Annotated in this window: 9 protein-coding genes; 8 read left to right on the top strand and 1 reads right to left on the bottom strand. The window is 42.9% G+C overall.

The annotated features are described in order from the left end of the window. The first annotated feature begins 29 nt into the window (after positions 1-29). Entirely contained in the window at positions 30-3275 is a 3246-nt protein-coding gene (locus AC59JO_RS01960) for a GH92 family glycosyl hydrolase (RefSeq protein ID WP_497303012.1), read from the top strand. Between the two features lie 96 nt (positions 3276-3371). Continuing rightward, positions 3372-5666: a GH92 family glycosyl hydrolase gene (locus tag AC59JO_RS01955; RefSeq protein WP_497303010.1), complete on the top strand. Its 2295-nt coding sequence runs from the start codon at positions 3372-3374 to the stop codon at positions 5664-5666. A gap of 3 nt (positions 5667-5669) precedes the next feature. On the opposite strand, the gene AC59JO_RS01950 is transcribed toward AC59JO_RS01955, so the two are convergent. After that, positions 5670-6698 carry a LacI family DNA-binding transcriptional regulator gene (locus tag AC59JO_RS01950; protein WP_497303008.1) on the bottom strand — a complete coding sequence of 343 codons (1029 nt, stop codon included), beginning with the start codon at positions 6696-6698 and terminating at the stop codon, positions 5670-5672. A gap of 331 nt (positions 6699-7029) precedes the next feature. On the opposite strand from AC59JO_RS01950, the gene AC59JO_RS01945 reads away from it, so the two are divergent. From AC59JO_RS01945 to AC59JO_RS01920, 6 genes are all read left to right on the top strand, one after another. Beyond that, positions 7030-7626, top strand: coding sequence for an RNA polymerase sigma factor (locus tag AC59JO_RS01945; RefSeq protein ID WP_413668944.1), 597 nt, complete (start codon positions 7030-7032; stop codon positions 7624-7626). 93 nt (positions 7627-7719) lie between these two features. Then, positions 7720-8907: a FecR domain-containing protein gene (locus AC59JO_RS01940; RefSeq protein WP_497303006.1), complete on the top strand. Its 1188-nt coding sequence runs from the start codon at positions 7720-7722 to the stop codon at positions 8905-8907. A 131-nt stretch (positions 8908-9038) separates the two neighbouring features. Beyond that, a complete protein-coding gene (locus tag AC59JO_RS01935; protein ID WP_497303004.1) occupies positions 9039-12527 on the top strand; it encodes a TonB-dependent receptor in 3489 nt (1162 codons plus the stop codon). Positions 12528-12538: 11 nt separating this feature from the next. Continuing rightward, a complete protein-coding gene (locus AC59JO_RS01930; protein WP_497303002.1) occupies positions 12539-14284 on the top strand; it encodes a RagB/SusD family nutrient uptake outer membrane protein in 1746 nt (581 codons plus the stop codon). A gap of 53 nt (positions 14285-14337) precedes the next feature. Further along, entirely contained in the window at positions 14338-16056 is a 1719-nt protein-coding gene (locus AC59JO_RS01925) for an alginate lyase family protein (protein WP_497303000.1), read from the top strand. A gap of 260 nt (positions 16057-16316) precedes the next feature. Next, positions 16317-18221, top strand: a complete 1905-nt coding sequence (locus tag AC59JO_RS01920) for a glycoside hydrolase family 97 protein (RefSeq protein WP_497302998.1) — start codon at positions 16317-16319, stop codon at positions 18219-18221. Positions 18222-18261 lie beyond the last annotated feature (40 nt).

Below are 18261 nucleotides of genomic sequence, written 5' to 3'. Positions count from 1 at the left end.
ATTTAATATTAAAATCATTGATTACGCAATTGAAGAAGATATTCTGTTTTATTTCGGTTCTGATGCTGTTACTGGGTACAAGTCTTTTCGCCCAACAAACAAACCACCTGCATTATGTTGACCCATTTATTGGCACAACTGTAAGCAATGTGTTAACCAAGTGGGGCAATAATGGCGGCTGTTATCCTGGTGCAGTTGCACCATCGGGGAGTGTTCAATTAAGTCCGGAAACAAGGGTTACCGGGGCCAAAGGGTATAATTATACTGATAGTTCAATTTACTACTTCAGTTGCCTGGGGCATATGAGCGGCTTCCCCGAAGGATCATCCGGTCGTCTTTTTATCATGCCATGGAATAGCGGTGCTAATTTTGAGCCAGGCAAATCAAGCATTCACTTTTCGCACAAAAAGGAAAGCGCTGCACCAGGTTATTATAAAGTGCGCTTTGATGATCAGCACATCACTACGGAAGCCACCGCAACCACCAGAGCAGGAATGTTTCGTTTTACTTTTGATGGGAATGCTAATCCGCAAGTTTTTATCGGTGGCGGAGGTGAGATTCAATTCATATCCAATAAAATAATCCATATTTCAGCCGCCAATACCGCAATAAATTTTAGCGAAGGATATACGGGAAAAAAGGAAATAGATGGCGGCTGGCTCTTCACTTTTCCGAAAGCTAAAGTGATTACAGTGTTGCTTAGTAAATCATCCATTGATTATTCCGGTGCGCAACATAATATTGATCAGGAAATAGGTAGTCTTAATTTTGACGAAGTACGCGCGAAGACCAGTAAGGAATGGGCTAAGTTATTATCGGTTGTTGATATAGCTGACGATAATGAACAGCATAAAAAGGTATTTTATACGGCACTTTATCATTCGCTGTTATTGCCATGGGTAATTGATGATGCAGATGGCAGCTATCGTGGCGATGATGGCAAAATTTATCAAAGAGGAGGGCTAAGTCAATATGGCGGGTTTTCTCCCTGGGATACTTTCCGGTCACTGCATCCTTTGCTTACATTGCTATACCCGCAAAAACAGCAGGACATCATCCTATCTATGTTGGATGTTTACAAGCAAAGCGGGCACCTGCCAACCGAAAGTATGACGGGTAACCATGCTATCCCCATCATTGTTGATTCCTATTTAAAAGGGATAGCCGGTTTCGATAAAGAGCTTGCTTACAAGGCAATGAAAAAAGATCTGGTTGATGGGCCGTTTGTACAGTCGGACATGGAAGTTTACCATCAAAAAGGCTACGTTCCCTTTACCCGGCAGGAGTCTGTTACCCGTACGGTGGAATATGCTTATGATGATTGGGCTTTGTCGCAATTTGCGGACAAAGTGATGGGCGACAAACAAACCGCTCAATTATTATCAAACAGAGGATTTAACTACCGTAATCTTTTGAATAAAGATGAATTGTTCATGCTTCCGCGAAATGGTAATGAGTTTAAACTTCAGCCAGGTACATCAGGATATAAAGAAGGCGATAAGTGGGTATATTCCTATTTTGTACCTCAAAATGGCAAAGAACTCATCAATATGACCGGCGGGAATGAGCAGTTTGCCGGCCGACTGGATTCGGCTCTTCGTAATAATGTTATTCTGTTTGATAACGAAACCGTATTTCACCTGCCTTACCTGTTTAACCAGGCCGGTAAGCCACACTTAACACAAAAATGGGTAAGGAATATCATGTTAAACAGGTTCAGTGCTACGCCCGGCGGTTTGCCCGGTAATGATGACCTTGGTTCAACATCCAGCTGGTATGTTTTCAGTTCGCTGGGGATTTATCCTGTTTGTCCCGGCAAGCCGCTTTATGCCATTGGTACGCCATTGTTTAAAGCATTAACCCTTCATCTGCCAAAGGGCAGGAAGTTTGTCATCAGCAGCAATAATTCAGCATTAAAAAATAACTATATACAATCGTTGCAGGTAAATGGTAAGGGCTGGCGGCAGTTAGTGTTACCGCATTCCGTTTTAGTAGAGGGCGGTGCAATGACTTTTGATATGGGCAAAGAGCCTGCCAATTGGTCTGTGGATAAAGATCCGGTTGAGTTATCATCTACACAAAAAAACACCGCTTTTAAGATCATTGATTATTCGGTTGATAAAAAAAGCGTAGTGCCACACGAGCCGCTTGTCGTAAAGTTCAGGCTTAAAAATACAGGTAGCAAAGGTGTTAAAACGGTGAAGTTGTTGGTTAACGGCAAGCCATATGGCTATAGGAATTGTTTGATTGAACAAGGCCAAACTATTCAGGATTCTATAATGTTCAGGCTTTATCCGGTTGGGAGGACTACATTGACACTTGATAATACACTCCCGTTTACTGTTGATGTGAAGCTGCCGGCAAAACCACAGGAGCATGCTTTTGAAATATCCCAACTGGAAGTAAAGCCGATGATCAGGTTAAATGAAAACCAGGAGATAAAATACCGGATAAAAAATACAGGTGGCTTAAAGCAAACTTTTATAATACCGGTAATCCAGAATGATTCGGTTGTATTTACAGATAATATCAAACTGAATGCAGGTGAGGTTAAAACTATCGGTCATAATATAACTGCTTCCAAAAAAGGATTTAAACAAGTAAAGGTTGATACTGCGAAAACCTTATATAAAGTTTATGAAGATGCCGCCGAATCATTGATGCTTGATTTCGGATCGATAGCTCCCGGCAAGTCGGTAGCTGATAGCTCAGGATTTCATAACAACGGGAACATTATCTCAACTCCGGCAACAACCAATAAAGATCAACTGCAGTTTGGAGATAGCACTTACGTGGAAGTTCCAAACGCGCCGGTTTTAGATAACATGGGCGAATTCATTAGTATGATGGGCTGGGTGTACCCAACGGGTAACGAGAAAGGTTTAACCGACATCATTACCAAAGGCGATAACCACGTGTTGCAAATGACCGATAACAAAACGCTTACTTTTTTTGCCGGCGGATGGGGCAGGGGCGATTGTACTGTAAACCTCCCTGCCGACTGGCATCAACACTGGCACCACATAGCGGGGGTTTGCAGCGGCAAAAAGCTTTATCTTTATATAGATGGCATTTTAGTGGGTACTTCCGAATTAGATGTAACTACTAATCTGTCGGTAAATAACAAATGGACGTTGGGCCGCAATGAGGAATTTCCTTCAGAAAGGGTGTTTCATGGTTATATAAACAAAGTGAAAGTATTCAAGGCTGCTTTATCTGCCGATGATATCAAAGGCATCGTATCCTCAGAAAAGGTATCAATTCTTCAGCAATAAATATTCGCGAAAAAAATATCAGGCTTATCACAAATATGATCTGAAAAATCAGAGATTTGCCAGGCCTGTTTAAACAAGCCTAAAAATCTATCTGAAATGATCTTAAACATTTGCCCGAAATTAAAACGGAACATCTATCCGTTGGTACTGCTTTCGTTGGTTACCAATGCAACAAACGCGCAGCAAAAAGCGAATAAAGTTAAGAAGGACGAGGTTGACTATGTAAACCCGCTCATCGGTACAGCATCAACCGGCTTTGCCAAAGGACTCGACGGCGGTGGTACCATGCCATGTGTAAATGTGCCGTTTGCCATGACCAATTTTGTTGCCCAAACCGGCGAAAACAAGATGAGCAAAATGAGTTATACTTATGAGGATAACTCGGTAATAGGCCTAATGGCCTCGCACCAGCCAACCGTTTGGATGGGCGATTATGGTTATGTATCTGTAATGCCTCAGATCGGTAACCTCCGGGTACTGCCCGAAGAGCGTAAGCTGATGTTTGACCATAAGGATGAAGTGGCTAAACCATATTACTACTCCGTAAAACTAAAGGCTGCCAATAATGCAAATATTAAAGCCGAAATAGCCGGTGCCAATACTTGCGGTATGTTCCGCTTTACTTTCCCTAAGGCAGATCAGGCGCATCTCATCATTCAGGGTATCAATCTTAATCCTGCACTTACCGATTGGGCCAATGATTTTAAGGTAAGGATGAAAGAGTTGCGCGGATATGTGCATATCGACACGGTAAATAACGAGATAACCGGCTACAATCCCGACAGGCAGTCGGCACAGCTTGGTCCGCCGCTTAAAAACTTTAAAGGCTACTTTATTATTAAGTTCGATAAGCCCATCCGCAGCTACGGCACCTGGGATAATCAAACCATTAAGAAGAAAAGTAAAGAACAGTTTGGTACCCGTATGGGCGCTTATGTTTCATTCAAAACAACAGGTAGTACCGTAGTAAAGGTTACCGTAGCTACGTCATTTATCAGCATCGATCAGGCACGTCACAACCTTAAGCGTGAAATCCCTGATTGGGACTTTGAGAAAGTGGTTAAAAACACCCGCGATAACTGGCAGCAACAATTGAAAAAAGTACAGGTAGCTGATATCACCGATGGACAAAAGACGATTTTTTATACAGCCATGTTCCACACCCTGCTTTTCCCAAGGGAATTTTCGGAGTATGGCAGGTATTACAGTGCTTTTGATGATAAAATTCACAATGGCGTTTCTTACAACGATTATTCATTGTGGGATACCTTCAGGGCCTTGCATCCGCTGCTGATCCTTACCCAGCCTGAGCGTGTAAATGATATGGTAAAATCGCTGCTGCAAATGTACCAGGAAGGCGGTTGGATGCCAATGTGGCCAAACCCAACTTATACCAATATCATGATAGGTACCCACGCTGATGCTGTAATTGCCGATGCTTACATCAAAGGTTTCAGGGGCTACAACGCGGCCTTAGCTTACGAAGCACTACACAAAGACGCGTTTACAGCACCCGATGGCGACATTCAGAAAAAATGGGGTGACCGTGACTTGTGGACAAGCTTTGAGGCAAGGGGAGGCTTAACCAATTACCACAAATTAGGTTATGTTCCGGTTGATAAAACCAAAGAATCGGTATCACGCACTATTGAGTATGGTATTGATGATTATTGCGTTGCCCAGCTTGCAAAGGCTTTAGGTAAAACCAGCGATTATAACCAGTTGATGGGCTGGAGTAAAAATTATAAAAATGTGTACAACACTTCAACCGGCTTTATGGCTCCACGTAATGCAGATGGGAGCTGGTCGGCACAGCCGGATAGTGGCTTTACCGAAGGAACAAAGTGGACTTACACTTTTGGCGCTATGCAGGATGTACCCGGAATGATAGCCCTCATGGGTGGCGAAAAAGCATTTGCCGACAAGCTAACCCATAACTTTAATGATGGCCATTACAGGGCCGATAACGAGCCTGGGCACCATTACATTTACCTGTTTAACTATTGCGGTATGCCTTGGAAAGCGCAGGAACTGGTTAGGCAGCACACTTCATGGCAAAACTTCAGAAATGCTCCGATAGGCATAAACGGTAATGATGATTGCGGGCAAACATCTGCCTGGTATATTTTTAGTACCCTGGGTTTTTATCCTGTAACACCGGCATCGGGCATGTACAGTATTGGCGCACCACAGTTTCCGTACATAGCCCTGAACCTGCAAAACGGTAATAAATTGGTTATCAGGGCAACCGGTTTATCAGCTCAGAACAAATATGTAAAGTTGGTTACATTTAACGGAGTACCTTTAAAAGATCATATGATATCGCACGAGCAGATCAGCCATGGTGGTACTTTAGCTTTCACTATGACCAATATCCCTCAAAAAGATTAAGTATTACGAGGCTGTAGACGCCCTCGCAACCAGTTGTGATGGCATTACCAGCTCTTGCTCAGATTCAATAAGTCTTCCGGACAGGCGGCCGAAAAGTATTTCGGCCGCCTGTTTGCCCATATCATATGCCGGTTGTAAAACAGTAGTAAGCGGCGGGTTAAGTATGGCTGCAGTAATTTGGTTGGTAAAGCAAACAACTTTTACATCACGGGGGATCTGTAGTTTCAATTCATCGCAGGCCAGGTAGGTGGCTGTTGCCAGTTGCTCAACTGTGGCTATTATACCATCGGGTTTAACGGTAGTTAAATGTGCTTTGATCTCGTTTACATTTTCGTTCGTATACTTATTGGAGCAGGTTACTATCCTTGTATCGTCAGTTATAAATCCGTTGTTATTTAAAGCATCGCGATACCCTTGTTCGCGAGCCGATAAAATAGAAGGATAACCGCTGATAGTGACCAGCGAGATATTTTTACACCCTGCCAGCAGCAAATGGACGGCAGCGTTGTAGGCGCTGTTATAATCATCGGTTATAATTTTATCCGCAGTAACATCTTCACACACCCTGTCAAAAAAAACTATAGGAGTGCCCGTTTCCTGCAATTTTTTAATGTGACCGGTATCCTGCGTACTACTGGCTACAGACATGATGACGCCGTCAACACGTCCGCTGGCCAGATCGTTAAACATAGATGCCTCCCGTTCATAACTGTCATGGGTAAGATAGATCAGCGCATGATATTTTTGGGGGGCAATAATGCTTTCAATGCCATTAATGGCCTGGCTGAAAAAGCTGTCGGCAATTTCGGGGATAATAATGGCTATAGTATTGCTGCTTTGTTTGCGGAGACTGCTGGCATAAGCGTTAGGCACATAATTTAAGCGCCTGGCGGCCTCCATTACCCTAAGTTTGGTTTCATGGCTTATGTCATAGCTATCGCGCATCGCTTTTGATATGGTTGCGGTTGAAAGGTTGAGTTCTTTCGCAAGCGTTTTCATATTCACCTTATCGTTCTTGTTACCGCCGGTCATTTTTAGCAAAGTTTAAATTGGTTGTGCCTTATTGTACGGCCAATATAACGAAAAAAGGCGTTCTGTAGTCTGTGTTCAGATTGTTGGCTAAATAGTGCTATTATTCCGTTCCTGAATATGACAAGCCCCTCAGCACCCGGGCATCATCGGTGTTTTTGAATTATGAAAAGTAAAACCGAAGAAAATTGTGTTTGGTAAAATAATTATTAGATTTGAACGCCAGTTATAATCTGTTGATAAAGAGCTTCCGGGGAGTACTCCTGTTAAATAGGCAGGCATCCGTTACCTAATTTATATTCAAATTATTTTTATATAGATAACCAATATAGAAATGTTAATACAATTAGATGAGAGTGAATTATTAGGTCGGCTCTCAAAAGGAGACCGAAAGGCTTTTACTGTATTGTATAACAGGAACATCAATAATCTATACCGTTACATCTACATGATCTGCCGGTCGGCCGAATTAACAGAAGAAATTGTTCAATGTGTTTTTATCAAGATCTGGGAACGCAGGGAATCATTAACAAACATTGTTTCTTTCCAGTCGTATGTTTATCGTGCTGCCAAAAATCTTTTATTAGATCATATCAAGAAGAGTAAAACTGAGGCGCAGGTGTTGGTTATGGTGCAACCAATTTCCGAAGAGAGTTCCGAGCGATCTGATGCAAAAATAAATTATAAAGATTTTTACCTGATGGCACAGGATGCTATCAATTTGCTTCCCGAAAAAAGAAGGCAGATCGTGGAGCTTCGTACTAAAGATGAACTTTCTTTAGATGAAATCGCCGAAAAACTGTCTATTTCTAAAGCCACCGTGAAAAAGCAATTATACAGCGGGATGGACTTTGTAAGGAAACATATGCTTGCCCACGGCGAGCTTACCATCGGTGTTTTTCTTGTTGGGGCCTGGAAGCATTTGTTTTAAGCTTATCAGGGTATCTTTTTCTTTTTTTGATGATTATTTAAAAAATATTTTTTTGAGTAGTCCTTTATTTCTTCCCGGTCGTCTTACACATATATGGACGAAAAAGCACGGAACAATTTCCTTGAAAAATTTTCTGAAAACCGGCATACGGAGCAGGAGCACAAGCTTTTTATTAAATGGCTTGAATCGCTTCCAGATGAAGAAGTAGCTGCCTTACTGGAGCAGTATGGCGATTTTTTTAAAAATCTTCCTGATCATGAATCCGTTAACCATCCCGAATTGCTTGCTAAAATTGAGGCCCGGCTTGATGAGATGGAAAATGAAGATGCCCAGTACCATAGCATCCAACCTAAAACGACATTTAAAAAGCTCATCGCTATTGCAGCTTCAATCTTGTTGCTCATTACCGCGGGGATTGTCTTTAGGAATAGCCTGATAAAAGAACAAACGGTTGCAAGTAATGCTAAAGTCAATAAGATAATTCCGGGTGGCAATAAAGCGATACTTACACTGGCCAATGGTTCTCAGATTGTACTTGAAAGTGCTAAAAATGGGGTATTGGCAAACCAGCAAAATAGCATAGTTAACAAAACTGCCGATGGAAAGCTGGTATATGATGCTTCACAAAAACAGCAGAGAGGTACAGAAGTATCTGGCTACAATACCATCTCAACCCCCAATGGCGGCCAGTACCAGGTTGTTTTGCCTGATGGTACCATGGTTTGGCTAAATGCTGCATCCTCACTCAAGTTTCCGGTTGCCTTTACCGGTAAGGAACGAAATGTTGAGTTAACGGGAGAGGGGTATTTTGAAGTTGCCAAAAATAAGGCGATGCCTTTCAGGGTAACAGTAAATCATTCTACAGTTGAAGTATTGGGTACCCATTTTAATATTATGGGTTATGCAGATGAAAAATCTACCAACACAACCCTGCTGGAAGGTTCGGTGAAAATAATTTCAGGAAACAATCAAAAGCTTATTGTGCCGGGCGAGCAGGCCCGTGTGAACGGGGCAATAGAGGTGGCCAAAGTAAATGCAGCACAGGCTGTAGAATGGAAGAACGGCAATTTCAACTTCTCGCACGAAAACATAGAAACCATTATGCGTAAAGTGGCCCGTTGGTACAATGTAAGCGTGCAATACCAGGGCGCTATAACAAACGAGGGTTTTGTAGGAACGGTACCGCGTTCTGAAAATATAACTGAGGTTTTAAATGCACTTGAATTAACAGGATTAGTACACTTTAAAATTATTGAGAGGAGGGTTATAGTTATGCCATAAATCTACTCATGGTATAAACTTAAAAAGGAAACCGGAAGTGCAGCGAACACTCCCGGCTGATGTTTGAGTTTATAACCGATATATTATTGATCCACAACGATAAACCAATTAAACCCAAACATTTCAAAGATATGAAATTTTATGCTCTTACCGGGTGTAGGCACTCTGCCTATATCCATAAATTTCTGTTGGTGATGAAACTTACCATCGTTTTATTGATCACAGCATTTGTCCAGGTATCCTTTGCAGGTCACGCGCAAAACATCACATTTTCTGGCAAAAATACCCCTATTGCGCAGGTATTTAATGAGATCCAAAATCAAACCGGTTATACTTTTCTTTATACCGATGAAATGCTTAACGGCTCCAATCCGGTAAGCGTTGATTTTAAACATACCCCGCTAACCGAAGTGCTGAAAGCCTGTTTCCGGAATCAGCCACTAACATATACCGTAAAAAATAGAGTAATCATAGTTCAGCGTAAATTACCCGAGCCGGAACCGCTGATAGTGGCCCAGGCAATAGTTGTGAAAGGTAAGGTTACCGATGATAAGGGGAACCCTCTTCCGGGCGTTACGGTAACCCTTAAGGGAAAGTCCATCAATACGGTAACCGATAATTCAGGGGCTTATGCCATTACTATTCCTTCAGGCGAAACCAATGCAATACTTGTATTTAGTTTCGTTGGTTTTGATTCAAAAGAAGTGGTTGTAGGCAGCCAAACGATCATTAACGTCAAACTCAATGTTACAGACAATAAGCTGAATGAGATTGTAGTAGTAGGTTACGGTACTCAAAAAAGGGCTACATTAACAGGCTCGGTTGCAACAGTTAATGCCAAGGCATTTGAAGATAAAGGCAGTTTGGCCAATCCCTTCCAGGCCTTACAGGGACAGGTGCCGGGTGTGCTGATAACAAGAGGCTCGGCAGCGCCGGGTAACGAAGGCTGGAATATCAATATCAGGGGAGCATCCTCGATAAACCCTACAGATGCATTAGTGGTGATTGACGGTGTTGCAGCCGTTGGTGTTCGGTCGTTGGATGCTATCAATCCAAATGATATTGAAAGTATGTCGTTCCTCAAAGATGCATCGGCAGCTATTTATGGGGCGAGGGCCGCTGGCGGCGTGGTGCTGATCACTACTAAAAAAGCCAAAAGCGGTAAAACGGTAGTACAATATGATGGTTCGTTTTCGAGCAAAATTGTTGGGCTTCAGCCTCATTTAATGAATGTTGAGCAATGGGCCAACGGCGTCATTACAGCCAGAAGAAATGATGGATTTGACGACAGTGATGTTTGGATCAAGTATGGTAAGCTGGCTTTAGCTAATTTGAATAATTATATAGATATCAAAACCTATGGAAGTAACCCCTTACCAAACTTTAGCGATGTAAACGACTATGTGTTTTTTAACAACAGCTGGACAAATGTTTTATGGGGAACAGCAAACTCTACCCAAAATAACTTAAGTGTTGCCGGCCGTACCGAAAAGGCAGGTTATCGTATTTCTTTAGGATACATGGACGATGGTAGTATCCTGCGATGGGGAAATAACTCTAACAAACGATATAATGTACGTTTGGCTAATGATTTCCTGATAGGCAGCAAAGTGAAAATCGAATCAAATATAGCCTATGACCGTAATGACGTTTTAACACCTACGCTGATCAATAATGTACTTGGGCAATACGCTCAGCCTGGGATGCCCATATCAACCATTAACGGCGGGCCATATGCATGGGGCGGACAGCTTAACCCCAACTGGCAGGCCAAACTGGGCGGCGATAACCGTTTGACCAAAGCAAACGTTTATATCAATGAAAAAATTAATTATGACATTTTAAAAAGTCTGAAGTTTGTTGCCACCCTGGGTTATAACACAAATAATGCAAACCGGTATACGCAGCAAAATTCAATTCAGTGGTACAATTATTTAGGCACCGTGCCGGGTATTACTAATCCTACACAGGATGCATCCTATTTTAAACGTGCAAATCTTGGCGAAGACTATTATAATGCCAATGCTTATTTCGAATACAAAAATACCTTTAGCACCGACCATTCGGTAAGTGTTACAGCAGGCAGCCAGTACGAGCGCGATGAATATGATTATTTTGATGCTACCGTCCTTAACCCGGTTTCGCAGGATATTAAAACGTTAACTGGTATTGGTAACCAAACCAATAGTGAAACCAAAAACCACTACGCCATAGGCTCGGCATTTAGCAGGGTAAATTATGCCTATAAACAAAAATACCTGCTCGAGGCCAATTTCAGGTATGATGGATCTTCCAAATTTGCCGAAGAAGACAGGTGGAAGGCCTTTTACGGTTTTTCTGCAGGCTGGAGGATCAGCCAGGAAAATTTCATGAAAGGTGCTACTTTTTTTAATGATTTAAAGTTGAGAGCGTCCTACGGAGTTGTAGGTAATCAAAGCGGGATTGGTTTATATGATTATATCCAGCAATTGGTATTAGCTAAAACAGGTACTGTAACCAGCAATAACCCCATCCTGGGCTCGGGACAGGCCGTAACCGTTGGCCCAACTAATGGCCTGGTGAGTTTGAACAGAACATGGGAGCGTATCAAAAACAGCAACATTGCGCTCGATTTCTCGATATTGAAGAGCCGTTTAACCGGTACTGCCGAATATTTTATAAAAGATAACAGCAATATGCTTTTACCGCAAACCTATCCCTCAATTTTGGGGGCACAGGCCCCTGCGGCAAATATTGGCCACCTGAAAACCAATGGATGGGAAGTTAGCTTATCCTGGGCTGATAAAATTGGCCAGGTTGGTTACAATGTAGGCGGCAATATCAGTTATAATAAAAACAAACTGATCAACATCAATGGCGCTACAACTATATATGGCGGTTATAATGCAGCAACACAAGGTTACCCTATAGGTTCGGTATTTGGTCTGGAATATGCCGGCCGCATCCAAACACAGGAACAGGCGGACGCCGCTACTAAGCTGATTGCAGGCTCTGATATCCCGGGTGGTTCTTATACTGCCCAAATAGGCGATAACTCTTATAAAGATTTAAATGGTGATGGAAAAATTACCAGCGCCGATTATAAGTATCTCGGTACCGACGATCCTCGGTATTCCTATTCCTTCAATACCGGGGTACAATGGAAGGGTTTTGATATCTCTGTAATTTTTCAGGGAGTAGGCAGCAGAACCATTTTCAGAAATGGTGATGTATGGCGGGTGCCTTTTAGCGCCGTTTACCTGAATACCACCAATCAATCGGTAAATAATAACTGGACACCGGAAAATACCGGTGCTTATTATCCTAAATATTCAACTAACGGCACTGTCAATTCCTATAACTATCAACCCTCTTCATGGTCGGTTGAAAATGGCGCTTACCTGCGCTTGAAAAACGCGGTAATAGGCTATACAATACCTCAAAAACTGATTTCTGCAACCAATTTTATATCAAAACTACGTGTTTATATCTCAGGAAACGACCTGTGGGAAATAACTAAAATAAAAGATGGATGGGACCCGGAAGCGCAAAGAAATGTGATCACGACAGACGGAAGCCCTTATTACGGCCGCTATCCATTTTACAGATATTTAACCGCCGGTGTTAACGTTACCTTCTAATTTTTAAAAACATGAAAAGATTTAATTATAAATATATCGTAGCGTTTGCATTGATTGCTGCTGTATTCGGCTGCAAAAAAGCGTTGAATTTAAACCCGCAGGATACCTTGTCTGACGCTGCTTATTGGAAAAAAGCCAACGATTTTAAGCTGGCTGCAAATGCATTTTACCTGTATGAAAGAACATTTGCGGGTACAGTTACGGATGGCGTACACAGTGATCTGAGATCAGATCTGATAACCAACAGCACTAAAAACGTTTACAGCCAGGGAACTAACAGCGTTGTACAAACAGACGGAACATATAATACAGATTACCAGCGCATCCGGAATATCAATTTTCTTTTAGATAAGGCTTCAACCTATGCTGCACCGGCCGAAATAGCCCAATATGTAGCCGAAGCCAAATTTTTCAGGGCATATGTGTATTTCGACCTTCTGCAAATCTTCGGTGGGGTAACTATTGTTTCGAAACCGTTGGATACCAATGATCCATTATTGATGGCAGCCAGAAATTCAAGGGATGAAGTTACCGATTTTATTATAGCCGACCTGAATGCCGCAATTGCCAACCTGCCATTGGAAAGTGTGCTTCGGTCTGCAGATGAGGGGCGTGTAAGTAAGGGGGCTGCCGGGGCGTTGCTATCAAGGGTGGCCCTTTATGAAGGAACCTGGCAAAAATCAAGGGGAAACGCTACGCGCGCCAATACATTACTGGATATAGCCATTAGTTCAAGCAAAGCTGTAATGACCAGCGGGCAATATGCCTTGTTTGGGACAACCGGCTCAAGCATTGCCTTAGGCGATTCGGCGCAGAAGTATATGTTCATACTTGAAAATACCAAATCAAATCCGGCAGGTATTACCAAATCGGCAAATACCGAGTATATCCTTTCAAACCGTTATGATGAAAGTATCCGTATCTCTAATCTTAACATAACCAAAACCACATTTGGCAACGGCCTTGTAGATTGGGCAACCCGCAAACTCGCTAATCTTTATTTATGCAGTGATGGCTTACCTATTGAAAAATCGCCATTGTTTAAAGGTTATGGTACGGCCAGGTCTGAATTTGCCAACAGGGACAAACGGATGCAATATACCTTAATGGTAAACGGCAATTACTACTGGAACAATACCAACTATCGTGTTACCTGGAAAAATGATGCAGCGGATATCGCGAACGCCGCTTTAAAACCGCTGGTTTCTAATTATGGCACCGGTTACCAGAACCAGAAATGGGCATCGGAAAGAAAGGTGGCCGACACTTATGAGTCATATGATTACCCTGTGATCAGGTATGCCGAAGTATTACTGAACTACGCTGAAGCTACTTATGAACGCAATGGAACTATCTCTGATGCCGATTTGAATATTTCGTTAAACCAGGTAAGGCACCGGGTAAACACCGCTATGCCGTTATTGACCAATGATTTTGTAACCGCCAACGGCTTAAATATGCAAACAGAGATCAGGCGGGAGCGAACCATCGAATTGTATAATGAAGGTTTCCGGATAGATGACCTTAAACGCTGGAAAACCGCCGAAACGGAAATGCCGATGCCAGTGCAGGGCATTAAATGGGCCGGTACCGAATTCGCCACCATTTGGCCGGGCGCAAGTACCATACCCCGGGATGCAAACGGCATTTTGATTATCGATAACGCCAGGACCTGGCAGGATAAAAACTACCTGTTACCACTTCCTCAGGACCAGATCAAGTTAAATAGTAAGCTTACGCAAAATTCGGGTTGGTAATGAATTAACTCGACCAGATCAGCCTAAATACAAAATATTAAAAAGACCAAATTATGAAACCTACTTTATGGTTAATGGCGTTGTGTGCCATATTGGTAACAACGTCCTGCAAAAAATCACCGTCATTATATGGTGTAGAAAAAAACAGTAAAGGCGTAGCAAACCCGACAGGGGCCGCGACCTTTAAACACCCTGGAATGTTGTTGACCGCATCGTCGTTAGATTATATCAAAACGCAGATCGCATCATCTTCCGAGCCCTGGAATACAACTTTTATTGCCCTTAAAGCCTCAACATGGGCTTCTTTAAACTATCAAATGCAAGGGCCAACTGCTCTCGTTACCCGTGACCCTACAATTATAGCCCGCGATGGTATAAACTATAAGTCAATTATTGAAAATGACTCTTACGCTATCTTTGCTCAGGCCCTGATGTGGAAACTTACCGGCAACAACGCCTATGCGGATAATGCGGTGAAAATGCTTAATGCATGGTCTACCACATTGAAGAGCATTACCAGTACCGGGCCAGATGTTTATCTATGTGCAAGTTTCAATGGTTTCATCATGGCCAATGGTGCCGAACTGGTACGTGATTATTCCGGATGGCAAACCGCAGACCTGCAAAGATGTAAAGACATGTTCCGGAACATCTGGTACCCTGTAATTAAGGGTATCGAAATTCCGGGTGGGGCCAATGGAACCTGGGACAGTGCCAATGCTAAGGCGATAATGGCCTTTGGGATATTTCTGGATGACCAGTCAATGTTTGATGCTGCTTACAACTATTTCTATCATGGAAACGGGGATGGTACTATCGAGCATTATTTTCTGCCAAGCGGGCAAAACCAGGAATCCGGGAGGACACAAAGCTATAGTCAGTTAGGGCTTTGTAATTTCGAAGAACTATGCGAAATGGGTTATAATCAGGGCAAACCGGATATGTGGGTAGCTAAGGATACTGTCATTATGAAAGCTTTTGAATATAACGCCAAATATAACCTGGGCCAGGATGTACCTTACAATACAGCTTTTCCCGAGGTATATGGAAAATGGGTGTACCCGGCCATATCTACTGATAGCAGGGGGAGCTACCGTCCTATATTTTATATGGCCTACAATCAATTTCATAACCGTCTTGGTGCAGCTATGCCAAATACCCAGCGCGTACTGGAGCAATATACTGCCATTGAAAAACAAACTATCGGCACAGTTACAGACGGTACCGGCTGGGGGAGCTTATTGTTTTACCATCCTTCGGCAGGCGGTTTAACCCCTGTAGCGGTTGGTGCATTAAGATGGGAATTTGATGCGCTGGAAGGCTGGGGAGGCATACCATGGGCCGAAAACTCAAAGGTTGCCGTGGCTAATGGTCAGTTAGAAGTCTCTGCTTCAATCGGCACTTATATTCGTGCATGGCAGGGTTCTGCTTTGTTAGATCCCGTGACCTATCCTTATCTCGCTGTTAAAGTTACCCAGATCCCTAAGCTTAAAAAGAGTACCGACGATTGGGCTGTCCAGGCTTATTGGAGCATTAACGGCACAAATCACGATTTCAGGTACGTGAGCAAAACAGATATGACGCTTTTGGGCACGCAGGTTTACGTCATTAAATGGACGCCAAAATCTGGCCTGAATGATGGAGTGCCATTCCCAACAGCTTCAACAACAGGCGGGCTTTACCTTGATTTTGGTGATTGCGCAAGCGGCGAAAAAGCCAAGGTCGACTGGGTGCGTTCGTATAAAAACCTGGCGGATATTCCGAATAATTAAGACTCGTTATCAAAAGATATCTCGGTAGTGAATCCGGAGCCGGTTTCAAGCGGGCTTCGGATTTATAAAGGTTTATCAAATAGAATGAAAAATTGTCCCTTATGATTGAGCTGTTACCCCCCTTTGTAATTTTTTAAGGTAATTACTTTTGAGATGATTATAAATCGTGAAATTATTTGTCCTATAGATATTAAACCGTTTTAGTTAAAAGACCCAATGAGAATCGGGATGAAAAAACTTGAAGATGATACTGTTTTGATATGAAAAAAAACGCAATAATATTGATGACCGGTTTGTGGATAAGCTGCTTTATCAGCATGGTCCACGGACAGGGAATAAAAGATTCTGTACTTAGCATTCGGTCGCCGGATAAAAATATAACATTCAGGTTTAGTCAAAAGGCTGATGCAGGGAAGCGCACAATGTACTATAGTGTAGCTTATAAAAACAAACAGGTAATCCTTCAGTCAACCCTTGATCTTCAGCTGGATAATAGTCTCTCAGAAAAAGCAATGGCGCTTAAAGTTGATCAGCATAAAAACTGGTGCGAAAACCTGCTGATCACCGGAATTGATTCCTCTCTACATGATACTACCTGGGTTCCTGTTACAGGCGAGCAAGCTATCATCAGGGATCATTATAATGCCATGAATATTACGCTGGTAAAAGATGATAACCCAATTTATGTAATGCAGGTGCAGGTTAGGGTTTACAACGAGGGGGTAGCGTTCAGGTATTATTTCCCCGAAAATCCTAAAGGTACCTATTACAATGTAACTTCAGAAAATACCGAATTCAGTGTGCCTGAAGGTACGCAGGGCTGGTTTGCCAATTGGGCACAAGCTCCGTATTATAAACTGCCATTAAAAGACTGGCCCGGTGAAAGCGAACGGCCATTAACCATTGAACTGCCTAACGGCCTGTTTGCCGCACTCGGAGAGGCTCAACTGGTTGACTATGCCCGCACTAAATTTAAACTGAGCACTGATAAACCATCTACTTTAGTAACATCGATGTTTGGTGGGGCGCAGTTAATTTCGCCGGTAGGCACCCCATGGCGGGCAATCATGATAGCCGAAAAGCCAGGTGATTTGATCGAACATAACTATATGATGCTTAACCTCAACGAGCCATCAAGAATAACTAATGCCGATTGGATCAAGCCCGGTAAAATTATGCGGGTAATGGCACAAACCACTGCCGATGCAAAAGCAAATATAGATTTCGCAGTAAAACATAACCTGCAGTATATCCTGTTTGACTGGAAATGGTATGGGCCGGCGTTCAGTTTCAGTTCCGATGCCACTAAGGTTGCGATACCTGATTTTGACCTGCCTGGTATAATTAAATATGGAAATGATAAAGGCGTAGGCGTTTGGCTCTATGTTAATCAGCAGGGGCTGTATGCTCAAAGCGATAGTCTGTTTGCCGTCTATCATAAATGGGGAGTTAAAGGTGTAAAGTTCGGGTTTGTACAGCAGGGCTCGCATCGTTGGACAACCTGGGTGGAAAAGGCAATTCAGCAGGCGGCAGATGCACACATCATGGTAAATATTCATGACGACTGGCGGCCGACCGGCGAGCAGCGTACCTGGCCAAACCTGATGTCGGCCGAGGGGATCCGTGGTAACGAGGAGATGCCTGATGCCTCGCACAATACAGTACTGCCTTTTACGCGGTACATTGCCGGAGCAGCCGATTATACTATCTGTTATTTTGACAAGCGGATAAAAAACACCCATGCTCATCAATTGGCGCTGGCTGCTATTTATTACAGTCCGCTGCAGACACTGTATTGGTATGATAAACCCTCGGCTGAACACAATGAGCCCGAACTGGAATTTTGGGACAAGATCCCAACCACATGGGACGAAACAAAAGTAATACAGGGAGCTCCGGGGCAATACATCACAACAGCCCGCAGAAGCGGAAAAGATTGGTTTGTAGCCACTATTACCAACAATGATGCACGCGAAGTTAAACTTGATTTGAGTTTTTTAGAACCCGGTAAAAAATATAAAGCTACAATTTACAGCGATGACCCGTCGGTAAATACCGCTACTCATGTTAAGGTGAGCAGCAAAAGTGTAAACAACAATACAGCATTGAAGTTTGCCCTGCTTCCGTCTGGCGGAGAAGCAGTTTATCTTACCCCGGAAAAATAACCCCATAATCAGCTTAGAATAATTTAATCTAATAATACAT

The sequence above is a fragment of the Mucilaginibacter sp. A5337 genome (genome assembly GCF_059690695.1).
This window is presented reverse-complemented; position numbering and strand designations above follow the sequence as displayed.

What these genes read in the sequence shown, in the direction of transcription:
- AC59JO_RS01955 (WP_497303010.1), top strand. Translation starts at nt 3,372, where the DNA reads ATGATCTTAAACATTTGCCCGAAATTAAAACGGAACATCTATCCGTTG.
- AC59JO_RS01950 (WP_497303008.1), bottom strand. Translation starts at nt 6,698, where the DNA reads ATGACCGGCGGTAACAAGAACGATAAGGTGAATATGAAAACGCTTGCG.
- AC59JO_RS01945 (WP_413668944.1), top strand. Translation starts at nt 7,030, where the DNA reads ATGTTAATACAATTAGATGAGAGTGAATTATTAGGTCGGCTCTCAAAA.
- AC59JO_RS01940 (WP_497303006.1), top strand. Translation starts at nt 7,720, where the DNA reads ATGGACGAAAAAGCACGGAACAATTTCCTTGAAAAATTTTCTGAAAAC.
- AC59JO_RS01935 (WP_497303004.1), top strand. Translation starts at nt 9,039, where the DNA reads ATGAAATTTTATGCTCTTACCGGGTGTAGGCACTCTGCCTATATCCAT.
- AC59JO_RS01930 (WP_497303002.1), top strand. Translation starts at nt 12,539, where the DNA reads ATGAAAAGATTTAATTATAAATATATCGTAGCGTTTGCATTGATTGCT.
- AC59JO_RS01925 (WP_497303000.1), top strand. Translation starts at nt 14,338, where the DNA reads ATGAAACCTACTTTATGGTTAATGGCGTTGTGTGCCATATTGGTAACA.
- AC59JO_RS01920 (WP_497302998.1), top strand. Translation starts at nt 16,317, where the DNA reads ATGAAAAAAAACGCAATAATATTGATGACCGGTTTGTGGATAAGCTGC.